This window comes from Secundilactobacillus malefermentans DSM 5705 = KCTC 3548, from assembly GCF_001436395.1.
In the GTDB taxonomy this organism is placed as follows: Bacteria; Bacillota; Bacilli; order Lactobacillales; family Lactobacillaceae; genus Secundilactobacillus; species Secundilactobacillus malefermentans.
The window spans coordinates 1-15,226 of the sequence record NZ_AZGJ01000048.1; the positions used below are offsets into that span (position 1 = coordinate 1).

The window sequence follows — 15,226 nt, forward strand, 5'->3', positions numbered from 1 at the left end:
TTGACTAATCGTAGAAAAAAGCAGCTTCTCAGCTGCTACGTTGAACACTAATCAGCATTAAATGGTCCAGCCACCACTAACTTGCCGCTCATATGTCCACTTTCAACTTTTTTATGAGCCTCACGCATCACTTTCGCATTGATTCCATTCGCGATGATCTCCGTCATCGTTGAGTGCAGTTTTCCAGAATCAAACAAGCTTGCCATGTCCGCTAGAATTTGACCTTGCGATGCTTCATTAAAGTGGTACTTACTCTTGGCAAACATGAACTCCCAGTCAAAGCTTGCGGCCTTATCTTTCAAAACATCCACTGGTAATTCCACGTTAGCACCAACAATTGTCGCAACGTGGCCAAATGGTGCAATAAGTTCACTTGCTGCCTCAAGGTAAGGTTGGGGAACGTGTAGAATTGCAATTCCAGAAATGAGTCCCACCGGTAATTTAGAAACGGATTGCACCAGATCATCACGGTAATCAATCGGAAAATCAGTTCCGTTTTCCCTTAGCCAGTCAAATTTACCATGACTGCTCGTTGCAATTACCGTCAAACCGCTCCATTTTGCTAGTTGCGTCATAATCGAGCCAACGCCACCAGCGCCATTGATAATCAAAATCGTTTTACCAGTATTAGCGCCTTCACCAAATGTGTAGCCCATCTTTTCAAATAGGAGCTCGTACGCCGTTAAGCTGACGAGTGGCATTGCTGCCGCTTCATTAACCGTCAGTTTCTTGGGTGCAGCAGCTACGAGCCGCTCATCAACTAATTGAAACTCAGAATTGCTGCCAGATCGGATAATCGATCCCGCGTAGTAAACCTGATCGCTGGCCTTAAATTTAGTGACCGATTCTCCTAGGCCAACAACTTCTCCAACTGCATCAAATCCAATTACTTTTGGCGTTGCTTGCTTGGGGGTTGCCTCCCGTGTTTTGGTGTCAACCGGATTCACCGAAACTGATTGAACTTTGACTAACAAATCTTTGCCCGTTGCAACCGGCTTCTCCAGTTGAACGTCTTCAAATGCCTTAGAATCGCTGACCGGCAGACCTTCGTAAAAGCCAACCGCCTTCATCATTTTTGTCATAGCCGCACTCCTTTTTTGAGTATGACTAAATTATAGTACAAAAAAAGGGAGGTGCGACGAAAGACGGTTAGCTTCCGAGCGTAACCTAGATTAACAAATAATCCTGTACTTGGATTGTTTGTTAATCGTAGTTAGGCGTAGGGAGGTGTCTTTTGGAGCCCGATTAGGATAAGTAATAGACAATAAAAAATGGCCGAGACAAAAGTTTAGTCTCGGCCACCCTCAGATGGTTAATTATTTAGTTAATGTATAAACAGCTTTTGGTGCATTACCAATGCTGACCTTAACTTTTTGGTTTTTACTGTTAACGAGCGTAAATTTCTTGTTTGAGCTAAAGCGAACGTAGAACGTTCCCTTCTTACCACTATGAGTCTTAGTTGTGATCTTCCAGAAGTTCGTTGCTTTTGCAGTCACGTTATATGTCGCATTTGAAATAACGGCTTTGCTCTTACCTGACTTAATGACGTTTGATGAAAAACCAGTCTTTTGGCTAAATGTGTAACGAAGCTTATAGCCGTTTACTGAGTTTGAAGTCCAAGTGCCAGTTGGTGTTGCAGGAGAAACCTTCTTAACTGTACTCGTTGTTGTTTTGGTCGTCGTTGTTTTAGCTGTTGTTGCCTTAGTAGCCGTCTTGGTTACCTTGGTAACGTTTGTCTTGCTCTTAGCTGCTTGAACGTGAATGATTCGGTAGAAGTACTTAGTTGCACCCTTTGCACGCGCATAAACATAAACTGAAGATCCTGACTTTAAGGCCTTTGAAAGTTTAACCGTATACTTACCGGTACTCTTTGAGGCAACCGCAGTTCCTAAATTTTTCTTTGCGCTAGATTTAACGGTAATATTGACACCCTTAGTTGCCTTACCTGAAACAGTCTTGGCACCAGAGTAAATCGCATTAACGCTTAAACTTGGGGTCGCAGTTGTTGTTGCAGCAGATGCTCTAACAGTTGCTGTTAAAGTGATGATACCAACTACCGCTAAAAATGTGACCGCAATTAATTTAATATTTTTCATTCTTGATCTCCTTCAATTATCTTCAATTTACTTGATTCAACTTGAATAGTATAGTCTCAATGAGGTGTAAAGTAAGGTAACTTTAGAAATCCTTATGTCTTTTTAAAAATTTTAATGAAATATTTGTCTTTTTTGACTATGAAAACCGTTTTTACTCGTTTTCTTTCAATTTTGTTAATTTTTATGAAAGCAATTTTCATATAGGTTAGCACGACCTATTTTTGGACACTCGCTGTTGACTCAAGAAAACTTTCGTCAAATAGCTGTTCAACAGTAGGAAATGTTATATAATAAGCAAGTACTAGACATTATGGTGCGACCCAATGCAGTCGGTTGCACACAATCGCGTTTTAAATCTATTAAACCGTTTTTAAATACTTAACTATATTAAGGAGTGACTATTAGTGGCATCTGAAAGAAGTGCACTATTTATTTTCTTTGGAGGTACTGGAGACCTTGCTTATCGTAAGCTCTACCCTTCATTGTTTAACTTATACCAAAAGGGAACGTTACGTGAAAAGTTTGCCGTTGTTGGAACTGCCCGCGACAAGCTTACTGACGAAAAATTCCGTGAAAAGGTTCAAAAATCTATTGGTTCAGATAGTAAAGAAGCCGAAAAGTTCATCTCTCACTTCTATTATGAAGCACATGATGTTACTGACAAAGCCCATTACTCTGTTCTAAAAGAACGTGCTGTGGAACTTGATAAAAAATACAAGCTTCAAGGCAACCAAATCTTCTACCTTTCAATGGCACCAAACTTCTTTGGCACTGTTGCTGGCTACCTTCGTAGTGAAGGCCTCGTCAACGACAAGGGCTTTAGCCGTCTTGTCATTGAAAAGCCATTTGGCCGGGACTATGATTCCGCAAAGGCACTTAACGAAGCTCTTGCTCAATCATTTGATGAAGAACAAATTTTCCGTATCGACCATTACTTAGGTAAGGAAATGATTCAAAATATCGAAGCCCTTCGCTTTGGTAACACAATCATCGAATCCCTTTGGAATAATCGCTACATTGATAACATTCAAGTCACCCTTTCCGAAAAGTTGGGTGTTGAGGAACGTGCTTCCTACTATGACAAGTCTGGTGCTTTACGTGACATGGTTCAAAACCATATTATGCAAATCGTTAGTCTGCTTGCTATGGAGCAACCCGTTGCCTTTACTGACAGCGACATTCGGGCTGAAAAAGTTAAGGCACTTCGTAGTCTTCGCGTTTATAACGTTGCCGAAGCCGCTACTAACTTTGTTCGTGGTCAATACGATGCTGGTGGCAAGATTAACCCTTACCGTGAAGAGGACAATGTTCCTGCCGACTCCAACACTGAAACATTCGTTGCCGGTAAATTAATGTTTGATAACTATCGTTGGTCAGGTACCCCATTCTACATTAGAACGGGTAAGGTTCTTGCTGACAAGTTCACTCGTGTGGACGTTGTCTTCAAGAAGCCACTTGTTGATATCTTCTCATTCCCAGGTAGCTCAACTTCGAAGCCTTTGGATACTAACGTCTTGACTCTTTACATTGAACCTAAGGCCGGATTCGCCCTTAAAATCAATGCTAAGAACAACGACCAAGGTTTCCAAACTGCACCAGTTACCATGGAATACTTCGTTGATCCTGAAGACTCAAAGAAAACGCCAGAACCATACGAACGTTTGCTTCATGATGCTCTTAAGGGTGACGGTACCAACTTCTCAAGTTGGCAAGAAGTTTCATACGCATGGAAATTTGTTGATCAAATCCGCAAAGTTTGGGACTTACAACAACCTAACTTCCCTAACTACACGCCAGGATCAATGGGTCCAGCTGCAGCCGACGAATTGATCGAACGCGATCATCGTCAATGGGTTTATCGTTTAAATAAATAATTAATGTAAGAGGTCACATTCTGATTTTTAAGAATGTGGCCTCTTTTTACTTCTCTTAAAATAATAATAAAAAAGATTGCTCATTTTTTAACAAAATATAATGTAAACGGTTCACTTATTTTCATTCCAGTGCTAAAATAACTAAGTACTCTTAAAAATTGGTTCAAAAAGGATGGTAATGATGGCTGAAAAATTAGCAAACATTGGTGTTGTTGGAATGGCCGTTATGGGTAAAAACTTAGCCCTTAACATTGAAAGCCGCGGCTTCACCGTTGGTATCTATAACCGTACCGCTGCAAAAACGGATGAGGTTATGAAAGATCATAGCGAAAAGAAATTAATCCCATCTCATACAATTGAAGAATTTGTTGATTCACTTGAAAAACCTCGTCGAATTTTGATGATGGTTAAGGCTGGTAAACCAACCGATGCCGTTATTGACGAACTCTTACCACTTTTGGATAAGGGTGACGTTTTAATCGACGGTGGTAACACAAACTTCCACGACACAATGGCCCGTAACGCCCGTTTGGATAAATCAGGCATCAACTTTATCGGTATGGGTGTTTCTGGTGGTGAACTTGGCGCCCTACAAGGCCCTTCATTAATGCCAGGTGGTCAAAAAGAAGCTTACGACCTAGTTGCTCCTATCTTGGAACAAATCTCCGCTAAGGCTCCTCAAGACGGCAAATCATGTGTCGCCTACATTGGACCTAACGGCGCAGGTCACTACGTTAAGATGATTCATAATGGAATTGAATACGGCGATGAAGAATTAATCGACGAAAGTTATAACATTATGCGTAACGTTGCTGGTTTTTCCGTTGATGAAATGGCTGGCATCTTCAAAGAATGGAACAAGGGTGAACTCGACAGCTACCTAATCGAAATTACTGCTGATATCTTGACTCGTAAAGATGACATTGGTGATGACAAGTCTAAGCCAATCGTTGATATGATTTTGGACCGTGGTAACAACAAAGGAACTGGTAAGTGGAGCTCAGAGGATGCCTTAGACATCCAAGTTCCTCAATCAGTTATCACTGAAGCTGTTTACGCACGTTACATTTCAATGATGAAGAACGAACGGGTTGAAGCATCTAAGCAACTTCCTGCTCCTAAAGGCAATGTTGAACTAGGCGAAAAGAAGGTATTGATTGAAAAGATTCGTCAAGCCCTCTTCTTCAGTAAGTTAATGAGTTATGCTCAAGGTTTCGAACAGCTTCGAATTGCATCTGATAAGAACGACTGGAACCTTAAGTTTGGTGAATTAGCTCAAATCTGGCGTGCCGGCTGTATCATCCGTGCTCGTTTCTTACAAAACATCACTGATGCCTTTGACAAGAAACCTGATTTAACTAACTTACTTCTTGATGACTACTTCAAGGATATTGCTGCCAAATATCAAGAATCCGTTCGTGACGTTGTTGCATTAGCTGTTAAAGCTGGTGTCCCCGTTCCCGGGTTCAGTGCCGCAATCACTTACTACGATTCATATCGTGCAGAAGTTCTTCCCGCTAACTTACTACAAGCGCAACGTGATTACTTCGGTGCTCATACGTACGAACGTACTGACCGTGAAGGTAACTTCCATTACCCATGGTATGAAGAACAATAGACTAATTAAGCAACCTCTAAGCAAAGTCCAATTGGACTTTGCTTTTTTTGACCAAATCATTAGCGCCACCTCCTCAAAAAAGTTTAGAATAATCATGTTAAATTTTTGAAATGGAGTGACAATTTGTGTTAGAAAAAACAATTTACAAAAAACTATTAAGCCATGCATTCGATTTTCCTGTCACGGTCAAGTATTGGGACGGTAAATCCGAAGTTTACGGTGAGGGAACTCCTCAAGCTGAAATTGACATTAACAAAGAACTCCCGATGACGGAAATTGCTAAGCATGCCACCTTAACGTTGGGTGAAGCCTATATGAATGGCGATATTGATATCAAAGGGTCAATCCAACAAGTCGTTGCTTCAGCGTATCGGTCAACAACTAGTTTTATGCATGATAAGCGCTTCTTGAAATTTGTGCCTAAACAAGGTCATTCAGAAAAGGAAAATACCAAGGATATTCAAAGTCATTACGACATCGGTAACGATTTCTACAAACTATGGCTAGACCCTACGTTGACCTACTCATGTGCCTACTTTGAAAATGACGATGATACACTAGAACAGGCCCAATTAAATAAGATTCATCATATTTTGAAAAAATTAAAGCCAGAACGGGGCAAACGCCTGCTTGATATTGGATAAGGTTGGGGAACCCTCCTCTACGTTGCTGCCGAAGATTATGGGCTTCACGCCACTGGGGTTACGCTGAGTGAGGAGCAATATAACTACACGAAAGAACAAATTCAAAAACGAGGCCTTGAGGATCTAGTTGAAATTCGTTTGGAAGATTACCGGCAAACGACCGGTCAGTTCGACTACATTACCAGCGTTGGTATGTTCGAACATGTTGGTAAAGATAACCTGCCGGGCTATTTTGAGAAGGTTCATGACCTGCTTAAGCCAGGCGCTCGAGCCCTGATTCATGGAATTACCGGTCAACATAACGGCCCCGGCGTTGAGCCTTGGCTAACAAAATATATCTTCCCCGGTGGTTACATCCCCAGTGTCTCCAAAAACGTTGACTACATGATTGAAGCCAACCTTCAGATTGATGATTTGGAACCGCTGCGTCGTCACTACCAAAAGACGCTTGAAATCTGGGATCACAACTTCAATGACGTTCGAGATCAGGTTCGCAACATGTTTGACGAGCGTTTTTGCCGAATGTGGGATCTTTATCTGCAAGCCGCTGCCGCCTCATTTGAATCTGGCAACATTGATGTCATGCAGTTTTTGCTGACAAAGGCACCAAGTGGTGAAGGATTGCCAATGACGCGTGATTATATGTATGAGGAATCGTAAATAGGAACTAAATAAGGAGCTGGGACAAAACAAATGTTTTGTCCCAGCTCCTATGTTATTTCCGAATATTCTTGCTTAGTCGGGTTCCAAAAGGCTGCTTTCTCCGCTTAGCTACGATTAACAAACAATCCCAAGTGCAGGATTATTCGTTAATCTAGGCTATTCTCATAAGCAAACCGCCTTTTGTCTCACCCTTATTTTTATTGCATCGTTTGTCCGCCGTGCGCATCCCCCGCAATTCGGCTCTTTAACTCCGTTTGCAGGTCATGTAGCTGTTGCCATTCAGCAATTTGACGGTCCATTTGCAATTGTTCAGCTTTTGCCTTTTGCTGACTCTTCAAAATAAATGTATCCCAATCGGTGTCAGCGGTATCCGGATCAACTTGTTGCCGCCACTTTGTCCATTCGTCTAAATGGTGTTCCAATAGCTTTGCCTTTTGTGGATCCAAGTTTATTTCTTTTGCCATCATGCTGACCTCCTTAATTGAGTGCAGTTACCTAAATTGAAGCAAGTGCATCTTTAATTCCATTCTGCCCGCTAACCATCGGAATCGTTTTCTTAATCGTCTCTGGCGTCGTTAAACTAGCAACGACTGCTGCAGCAACGTCTTCCCGAGGGATAGCGCCGCCTTCAATTCCGTCGGTGTTAATCTTGCCAGTTCCTTCGTCAAACGTTAGGCGGCCAGGTTCCAATATGGTGTAATCCAAGCCCGTTCGATAACGAAGCCATTCATCTGCATAAAATTTAGCCGCATAATATGGTTTAATATTATTCCACCGATTTCGGTCTTCGGCAAATAAAGCACTAACCATGACGTAGCGTTTAACACCAGCAATTTCAGCTGCTTGCATGCTTTTGACTGCACCATCTAAATCAATGAGCATCGTCATATCGTCACCAGTTTTACCACCCGATCCAGCTGAAAAGACGACGGCATCGTAACCATCCAAATTAACTGCTAACGCCTCTGGTTTGTCTAGCAAATCAACGTGAACCGTTTTGATTCCCTCTTCTTCAAATGATTCCTTTTGCTCAGGTTTACGAATACCAGCGGTAACTTCGTGTCCCGCCATCTTTAATTGAGAAACGACCAAATGGCCGACATTCCCATGTGCTCCAATTACAAATACTTTCATCTCTTAGCACCTCCTATTTTAGTATATCTGTTCCGGGATAGAACTAAAATAAAAACGCCTTTGTATTTTACAAAAGCGTTTCATAAATTTATCTAACAACCAAAACCGATATTGGAGCGTACTTAGCCATGTAGGCCGCTTGGGACCCAAATCGCTTCTGAATCCCAGTTTTAGACAACGAACCAACTACTAGAAGGTCCGGCTTTACTGCTGGGATAACCCTTTTGACAATGGTTTCTCCCGGATCACCTTCCAAAACGACCGTCTCAACCCGTTTTACGCCAAACTGCTCTGCTAATTTTCGATACTCTCCAATGTGCTTTTCTAATTGTGCCCGTTGACCATGAACGTAATCCTTACTCATCGCTTGATAAACGTTCATTTCATCAGATTCCAATATCGAAACAATCGTCAACTTAGCCCCATCTTTTTTTGCCCGATTCATCGCATACCTAAATGCCAATTGGGCATCGGCGGAATCGTCAACACCAACTAAAATATGACTAAACTGCTTTGGATTCATTTCATTCATCATTCTAATCACGACCTTTTTCATTTTCAGATGCTAATTGCGCTTCATATCGTTTGTTACCACGATGCAGGTCCTGAATAGGCGAGTAACGTCCTCCAGAACCCTTTTCCCTGTGGAACCTTCACCGTACTATTAATTTCTTCCAGCGATGGTCCGTTAGCATACTCAATCAGTTTATGGCTTTGCTTTGGCTCAATATCTTTACTCATTATCTTTTATCCCCCTAATTTGATTTCCAAAATATTTCTTGTGCATTTCGAACACTCCTTTCACTTAATTAGAACCATTCTAACCGTACCGCAGTTTAAAAATCGATTCAAGGCAAAATAAAAAGTTCTCTAACAAGAGAACTCGTTTTATCCATTATTCTTCCACTCTTAATCCTTGAAACTTTTCTGAGTACCACTTTGTCCATGAACCTGCAGATGGTGTGCCGTCATCCCGAAAATTTTGTTTCAATTGAATCAAAATATCATAAAAATAACTTCCATAGCTTTGTTGAATTTGGCTCAAAAGTTGTTCTGGATGGAAACTGTTATTTTGAGTAATATAGTGATTAATTTGTTCCATTTCAGGCACAATTGGATAATCCGTTAGAATTTCCAATTTGTTACGACGAAAACTTTGAATATAAAATTTAGCAAATAATCCGACCGCGTGATGTTTTGCTGCATCACTCAATTGCCGTACAGTAACTGTTGCGTCCTCTGACATCAGTAATCCTCCTCATTTGACCTAATTCTGCGACTACAATTTAACAATCCTTTTTGCCTCTCGTCCCTCATTATAGGTCTCAAACAAGGGATTGTTAAATTTCTGACTATTCAACTTATTTAAGAATTGAGCGCCAATAGAAAGATGAGATTTTTTTGTGCTAGATTCAAGCATTATATTGTATTCTTTTAAAAAATAGTGTATACTTAATGATAGAAAGAATAGGCCGTTGGGTGAGGATCCTATATGGAAAATGCTACTGCTCAGAAACGTCGAAAAACGCCAATGAGTCAGCTGTCCAAGTTAAAACAAGGCTTGGTCTAATGTAGCTGTTATTGTATGATAACTACGCCATATAGTGCTAAAGCTCAACGATTGGCGCTACCACTCCATAATTGGGGTGGTAACAGGTGCATTGAAGAACGATTTCGATGGCATCCAGCCGATTGTGGGCTGGATGCCTTTTTTGATTAACTAACGAGCCACTTTAGGAGGTGATTGATATGACAACTGAATTACAAGACCCTGGATCGTCTAATTATAAACAGCTGAAGGGAAAGTTGGCTATCAACGCCTCTTATGATTTGGTGGCCTAAATCACATGTGTTGATCCAATTTTCCCGGATTACACAAGTAATCAAGCTAGATTCACTGATTGAGTTTTGCATAGATCACTGCTTTTAATTTCGTGATTGGCGTTATAGTCGATCGATAAGCGAAAACCTCTAGTATATCGTTAGCAGTCTATTGCAAAGTCTCTATTCTAGCTGATTGAGTAAGCATTAAATTTTAATTTCAGTGTCGTTCTGCGCCTAAGATCATTGACGTGATCGTACAGAATAGAAACATGGCACTTTCCGTTTGGGGAACCTTCGGAGGAATTGGCATTTACTGCTTGTACCACTCGTCAGCTTGGAGAATTGATCGTGAATCACAATAAATTTTACTATAACGTTGTCACTATCATCATGATAGCAGCAAACACAAACATAGATTGATGGGAATCAACCTGCCATGTGTTTGGTGTAGATGGTGATGACGCCGGCATAAGAGGAACTTCATTTGAATGGAGCTCCTTTTTTATTTCGCAACTTTTCAGTAGGTATATTTATTGCCACACCTCACCCAATTCGTTTACACTAAAATTATCCCCCATAGGAAGGAGCAATATTATGCCTAAAAAACTTGATGGTAAGAAGGACCAATTAATGGGCTCTGCTAAAGAAAAACTTGGCAAAGCAACTGGTAACGAAAGTACCGAGCTTAAGGGTAAACTCCAAAAGGCAAAGGGTAACATTAAGGAACGGACTGGCGAGGCACAAGACAAGGTAGCTGATAAGGCTAACGATTTAGATGATCGCCATAACGACAAATAGAATTCCAATGGTGAGTGGTCAATGACCCTCACCATTTTTGTTGCAAAAAAAGACCACTCATATGAGTAGTCTTTTAGACAGCTTAGGCCTTCGCCTTATCTGCTTTAATTTTCTTTAAGTACGCCTCTGACTTTTCCTCGTCAAATTCGTTTTCAGACTTGCCAATGACAACAGTTGCCAATGAATTACCCACAACGTTGACTGCTGTTCGACCCATATCAACCAACCGATCAATTCCGGCAATAAACGTTAATCCGGCCATTGGAACACCAATTGTTGAGACAGTCGCTAGCAGAACGACAAATGAGGCCCCTGGGACGCCGGCCATTCCTTTTGAGGTAATCATCAGAACAACTAGCAGTGTTAGCTGTTGACCGAGACTCAGGTGGATATGATAGGCCTGAGCGAGGAATAAAGCTGCCAGTGACTGGTAAATTGCTGACCCATCTAGGTTAAAAGTATACCCCGTTGGAATAACGAAGGAAACAATCCCCTTGCTGACACCATATTTGTCCATTTTATCAATCATTTTTGGAAGTGCTGCTTCAGAACTGGCAGTTGAAAATGCTAGAACTGCTTCATCCTTGATCACTCGTAGCAAATCAAAAATGCTAAATTTGAAAATTCTTGCCACAATTCCCATGAAAACAACGATAAATAGTGCCATCGTCGCGTAGGCTAACAAAATGAAGTAGCCAAGTGGTGCAAGTGCTGATAGCCCCAATTGTGCCACCGTTACACCAATCAAAGCACAAACACCAATTGGCGCCACATGCATCACCCAGTTAGTGACTCTAAACATCACTTGAGAAATGGCATCCAAGAGATCAATAATGACCTTGCCTTGTTTGCCAATTGCGGCCGTTCCTAAACCAAAGAATACGGAGAAGAAAATGACAGGCATCATGTCTCCAGTACTTAATGAGTTAAAAAAGTTGGTCGGAATAATGCCCATAATCGTTGACCAAATCCCGCTATCAGAAGCATGCTTTGCAGTTTGGACATAGGCACTAATGTCTTGACTATGTAATGCATGAATATTGATAAAATCACCAGGTTTAAACACATTCGCAACAATCATACCCAAAATAATTGCGATCGTTGACATCACTTCAAAATAGATTAAAGTCTTGCCACCAACTCGGCCCAGTTTCTTAATATCACCCATATTAGCAATCCCAACCGTCAAACACGAAACAACGATTGGCAGCACAATCATTTGGATAAGACTAATAAACATGGTTCCAATGTTCTGCATAGCCGTAATGGCCGTTTTATTTTGATAGAAAATAACACCAAGGATAATCCCCAAAACAAGACCAATTAAGATTTGCCACCCCAAGGTCAATCGATAAGCTCGATACCGCTTCATAAATATTCTCCTTTATACCTTACCTATTTTTAATTATTTTAAAACCATACTTTCATATTTTAGCATAATTATTCGTTTGTGACTTAATTAAAACGAAATTAGCTTTAATTCTATTTTCCTCATTGACTTCTCATTTTTCGTGTGATAAGTTTAGTCCAACTTAAAAAGAAAGTGGTGAGTTTACATGTCCATAATTTGGTAATTTTCATGCGATATTTCTCTAAACAATAAAGGATCTCGACATCATAGTCACTTGTAGAATTGTTGCAAGTGTCGCTCGAGATCGGAGGAATTTTTCATGAAAATTAAATATATCGCAACATTGTTTAGTAGTGTTCTAGTGGCAATCGTTTTAACGGGGTGTGGTCAGTCCAGTGCCAGTTCGGACAAGAATCGCCCGCTGACGGTAACTTTGAGTGGTGAACCAGCAACAGCTGATCCCGCGCAGACGACCGACGTTAATAGTTCAACGATTGTTTCGCAAACGATGCAGGGACTTTATACATTGAGTTCTTCAGGAAAGGTTGTTTCTAGTGTCGCTAAACAAGTTGTGAAGCCAACTGATGGTGGTAAACGCTACGTTTTTAACTTACGGAAAACGAAGTGGAGCAACGGGCAAGAAGTCACTGCAAAAGATTTTGTTGCGGGATTTCAGCGCGCCGTTAACCCTAAAACGAAGTCCCAGCGACTCGCAAACTACAAGTTTATCAAGAATTTCAAAGCTGTTTCAACCGGGAAGGCCCCAGTTTCTAAATTTGGCGTCAAGGCCCTTAGTAAATATCGCTTTGAAATCCAACTTCCTGCTCCAGTTCCCTATTTCAATTATTTGCTAACGGATTACTACCCAATTAACCAGTCCGCAGCTAAAAAGTTCGGCTCCTCTTACGGAACTAGTTCCGATAAGTTAGTGACAAATGGCCCTTACAAATTGATCGGATGAAATGGGACGAGTACCTCTTTTAAATTAAAACGAAATCCTAACTATAATATTCGTAAAGTACGAATTTCGACTGTTAACGTTAAGGTTGAAAAGGACAGCAGCACTGCATTGAACCTATTTAAAGCGAATAAGGTACAAATTACGCAATTAACGGGACAATTGGTGAAAGCTAATGCCAACAATTCTTCGTTGAAAACAACTAAAATTTTGCGAAATGCGTATCTTGAATTTAATAGCAAAAGTAAAACAACTAATAATACCAATTTGCACAAAGCGATTAGTTACGCATTAGACCGTGAGCAGCTCACCAAGAGTGTGCTTCAGGATGGTTCAGTAGCAGCCTGGAGCATGGTTCCGCAAGGCGATGCAACGAATCCAACAACCGGTGAAGATTTTGCAAAAGAAGTGGGCAACAAACTAAAAGTCAACACAAAGGCCGCTAAGTCGTATTGGAAAAAGGCTCAATCCGAATTAGGTAAAAAGCAGATATCCGTTCAATTGCTGACTGGCGATGATGATGCCAGCAAACAAGTGGGTGAATATATGCAAGCCGTCGTCAAAAAGGAATTACCAGGACTAACCTTAACGTTAAAAGCCGTTCCTCAAGCGCAACACATCCAAATGGGTAGCGACAAAAACTACGAAATTAATTTGGATGGCTGGTCTACCGGTTTGTATGATCCTGCTGATTTTCTCCAAATGGCAGAGTACGGCAACGCCCTCTCCTTCTCAAATTGGAAGGATGCCACCTATCAAAAATTGATTAGCCAAATTAATGATACAACGAAATATTCTGAAAAACAGCGTTATGATTTAATGATCAAAGCCGACAAGTATCTTATGCAACAGCAAGGTATCGTTCCTTTATACCAGGTTGCTCAATCTAACCTAGTTGATAAACGATTAGGTGGCATCAGTTTTACCGCACTATCTGGCATTCAGTACCAGTACGCCTACTGGAAATCGTAATAGCAAACGTCTAAGGTTTCCTTAGGCGTTTTTATTTTGTCACCTATTTCAATATGTTACGCTTAAATCATAGTAGAGCTACCCCCATACTATTAGGAGGCGACCATATGCGAGATATAAATCGATTAACAAATATTATTAGTACGACTACTGGTCCGTATTTAACGGTTGTTATGCCAAATCCCAATACTGTCAGTGATCGGAGTAAGGCCAAAATCAAAATGAAGCAGGTCCTATCCGATGCAACTGAACAGCTTATGCAAATCTATCCTGGAATTGATATGAGTGATTATCTCGATAAATTGGGACCCTATTTATCAGACATCAATAACTGGTCTGACGTCACAAGCCCGTCTTGTGCCATCATCATTGGTCCCGATAACCTTCAAGTGGTTGATTTAAACCACGAGGTAACAGCTTCTATCGTATCCGTTTCAGATCACCCTGATTGGTTAACACTTGGTAAGAATACGTTAGAACAAGAACACTTAATTCTGACATTAAATCAGGACAGTTATAAAGTCTTCCAAGGTACTGACAATCATTTAGTTGAACTTTCGTTACACGATGATGCTCCTGGTACTTTACCAGAGACCCTTGGTAGTAATGAGCTAAAGGGTGGGCAATTGAATTTACGATCATTCAATGGCGGCGTTAATTTCCACGGAAATAACGAGAAAAGCCAAGAAGTTAAAAATGATCAACTAAATTACTATCAAAAAATTGCAGCATATTTGTCTGATCACTATCCATTAACGAAACTACCGGTAATATTATTTGCCTTACCGCAAAATATTGCTGTGTTTAGAGAAGCAATGAACGATGACTCCTTAATCAGTCACTTAACTGAACCAAGCTCACCTTCTAAACTTTCGCTGGCTGAAATTTCACAACGCGTTTCTTCAGTCATTAAAAAAGGTGTCGAGCATTCATTAGTCGACCTTCAAACTGACTATCAGAATTTAAATGACGCTCAACAGACCACTGAAGATCTCAGTCAAATCGTTGATTGTGCCCTTAAAGGTCAAATTGAAACCTTAATTGTTTGTGAGGGTGCGTTTAGTTCCGGTTCACTTACTTCTGGTGGTCTAGAATTTGAATCTGAATACTCACAACATAACAATCTATATAATGACATTGCTAATTGTGTGATAGAGAACAGCGGTCATTTGATTGTCCTCCAGAAGGAACAAATGCCGGTAAATTCAGATATTTGTGCAATGCTCAGATACCCAATTTAACTACCTTGACCTATTTTTACTTTTGAATATACAAAAACTGACTAACATTAGTG

12 protein-coding genes, 2 pseudogenes and 1 riboswitch are annotated in these 15,226 nt (G+C 40.7%); of the genes and pseudogenes, 6 read left to right on the forward strand and 8 right to left on the reverse strand.

Features of this window, described 5'->3' with window-relative positions:
- Positions 1-47: 47 nt before the first annotated feature.
- A complete protein-coding gene (locus FD44_RS08165; protein WP_010620469.1) occupies positions 48-1,082 on the reverse strand; it encodes a zinc-binding alcohol dehydrogenase family protein in 1,035 nt (344 codons plus the stop codon).
- A gap of 234 nt (positions 1,083-1,316) precedes the next feature.
- Positions 1,317-2,096, reverse strand: a complete 780-nt coding sequence (locus FD44_RS08170; RefSeq protein WP_010620470.1) for an Ig-like domain-containing protein — start codon at positions 2,094-2,096, stop codon at positions 1,317-1,319.
- A gap of 404 nt (positions 2,097-2,500) precedes the next feature.
- Here FD44_RS08170 and zwf point away from each other — a divergent pair, with 404 nt between their 5' ends.
- From zwf to FD44_RS08185, 3 genes and pseudogenes are all read left to right on the forward strand, one after another.
- The gene (gene zwf, locus FD44_RS08175; protein WP_010620471.1) at positions 2,501-3,970 is read left to right on the forward strand and encodes a glucose-6-phosphate dehydrogenase; all 1,470 of its coding nucleotides are present in this window, start codon (positions 2,501-2,503) and stop codon (positions 3,968-3,970) included.
- A gap of 181 nt (positions 3,971-4,151) precedes the next feature.
- Positions 4,152-5,588 carry an NADP-dependent phosphogluconate dehydrogenase gene (gene gndA / locus FD44_RS08180; RefSeq protein WP_010620472.1) on the forward strand — a complete coding sequence of 479 codons (1,437 nt, stop codon included), beginning with the start codon at positions 4,152-4,154 and terminating at the stop codon, positions 5,586-5,588.
- Positions 5,589-5,713: 125 nt separating this feature from the next.
- Positions 5,714-6,892, forward strand: a pseudogene (locus tag FD44_RS08185) (class I SAM-dependent methyltransferase).
- A 200-nt stretch (positions 6,893-7,092) separates the two neighbouring features.
- On the opposite strand, the gene FD44_RS08190 reads toward FD44_RS08185, so the two are convergent.
- The 5 genes from FD44_RS08190 to FD44_RS08205 all read right to left on the reverse strand — a co-directional run bounded on the left by FD44_RS08190 (position 7,093) and on the right by FD44_RS08205 (position 9,275).
- A complete protein-coding gene (locus FD44_RS08190) occupies positions 7,093-7,359 on the reverse strand; it encodes a hypothetical protein (RefSeq protein WP_010620475.1) in 267 nt (88 codons plus the stop codon).
- Positions 7,360-7,390: 31 nt separating this feature from the next.
- On the reverse strand, positions 7,391-8,029 hold the full coding sequence (locus tag FD44_RS08195) for an SDR family oxidoreductase (protein WP_010620476.1): 639 nt from the start codon (positions 8,027-8,029) through the stop codon (positions 7,391-7,393).
- An 88-nt stretch (positions 8,030-8,117) separates the two neighbouring features.
- Positions 8,118-8,561: a universal stress protein gene (locus tag FD44_RS08200; protein ID WP_029327610.1), complete on the reverse strand. Its 444-nt coding sequence runs from the start codon at positions 8,559-8,561 to the stop codon at positions 8,118-8,120.
- Between the two features lie 56 nt (positions 8,562-8,617).
- Entirely contained in the window at positions 8,618-8,770 is a 153-nt protein-coding gene (locus tag FD44_RS10525) for a hypothetical protein (protein WP_010620478.1), read from the reverse strand.
- A 154-nt stretch (positions 8,771-8,924) separates the two neighbouring features.
- The gene (locus tag FD44_RS08205; RefSeq protein ID WP_010620479.1) at positions 8,925-9,275 is read right to left on the reverse strand and encodes a hypothetical protein; all 351 of its coding nucleotides are present in this window, start codon (positions 9,273-9,275) and stop codon (positions 8,925-8,927) included.
- A gap of 218 nt (positions 9,276-9,493) precedes the next feature.
- A riboswitch (M-box (ykoK) riboswitch) is annotated at positions 9,494-9,662 on the forward strand.
- Between the two features lie 785 nt (positions 9,663-10,447).
- Here FD44_RS08205 and FD44_RS08210 point away from each other — a divergent pair.
- Positions 10,448-10,651 carry a CsbD family protein gene (locus FD44_RS08210; RefSeq protein ID WP_010620480.1) on the forward strand — a complete coding sequence of 68 codons (204 nt, stop codon included), beginning with the start codon at positions 10,448-10,450 and terminating at the stop codon, positions 10,649-10,651.
- Positions 10,652-10,733: 82 nt separating this feature from the next.
- Here FD44_RS08210 and FD44_RS08215 read toward each other — a convergent pair whose 3' ends face one another.
- Positions 10,734-12,023 carry a dicarboxylate/amino acid:cation symporter gene (locus FD44_RS08215; RefSeq protein WP_056973871.1) on the reverse strand — a complete coding sequence of 430 codons (1,290 nt, stop codon included), beginning with the start codon at positions 12,021-12,023 and terminating at the stop codon, positions 10,734-10,736.
- A gap of 487 nt (positions 12,024-12,510) precedes the next feature.
- On the opposite strand from FD44_RS08215, the pseudogene FD44_RS10750 reads away from it, so the two are divergent.
- Together FD44_RS10750 and FD44_RS08230 are read left to right on the forward strand one after the other, a co-directional pair.
- A pseudogene (locus FD44_RS10750) lies at positions 12,511-13,932 on the forward strand (peptide ABC transporter substrate-binding protein).
- Positions 13,933-14,039: 107 nt separating this feature from the next.
- Positions 14,040-15,173: a baeRF6 domain-containing protein gene (locus FD44_RS08230; RefSeq protein WP_010620482.1), complete on the forward strand. Its 1,134-nt coding sequence runs from the start codon at positions 14,040-14,042 to the stop codon at positions 15,171-15,173.
- The last annotated feature ends 53 nt before the right edge of the window (positions 15,174-15,226 follow it).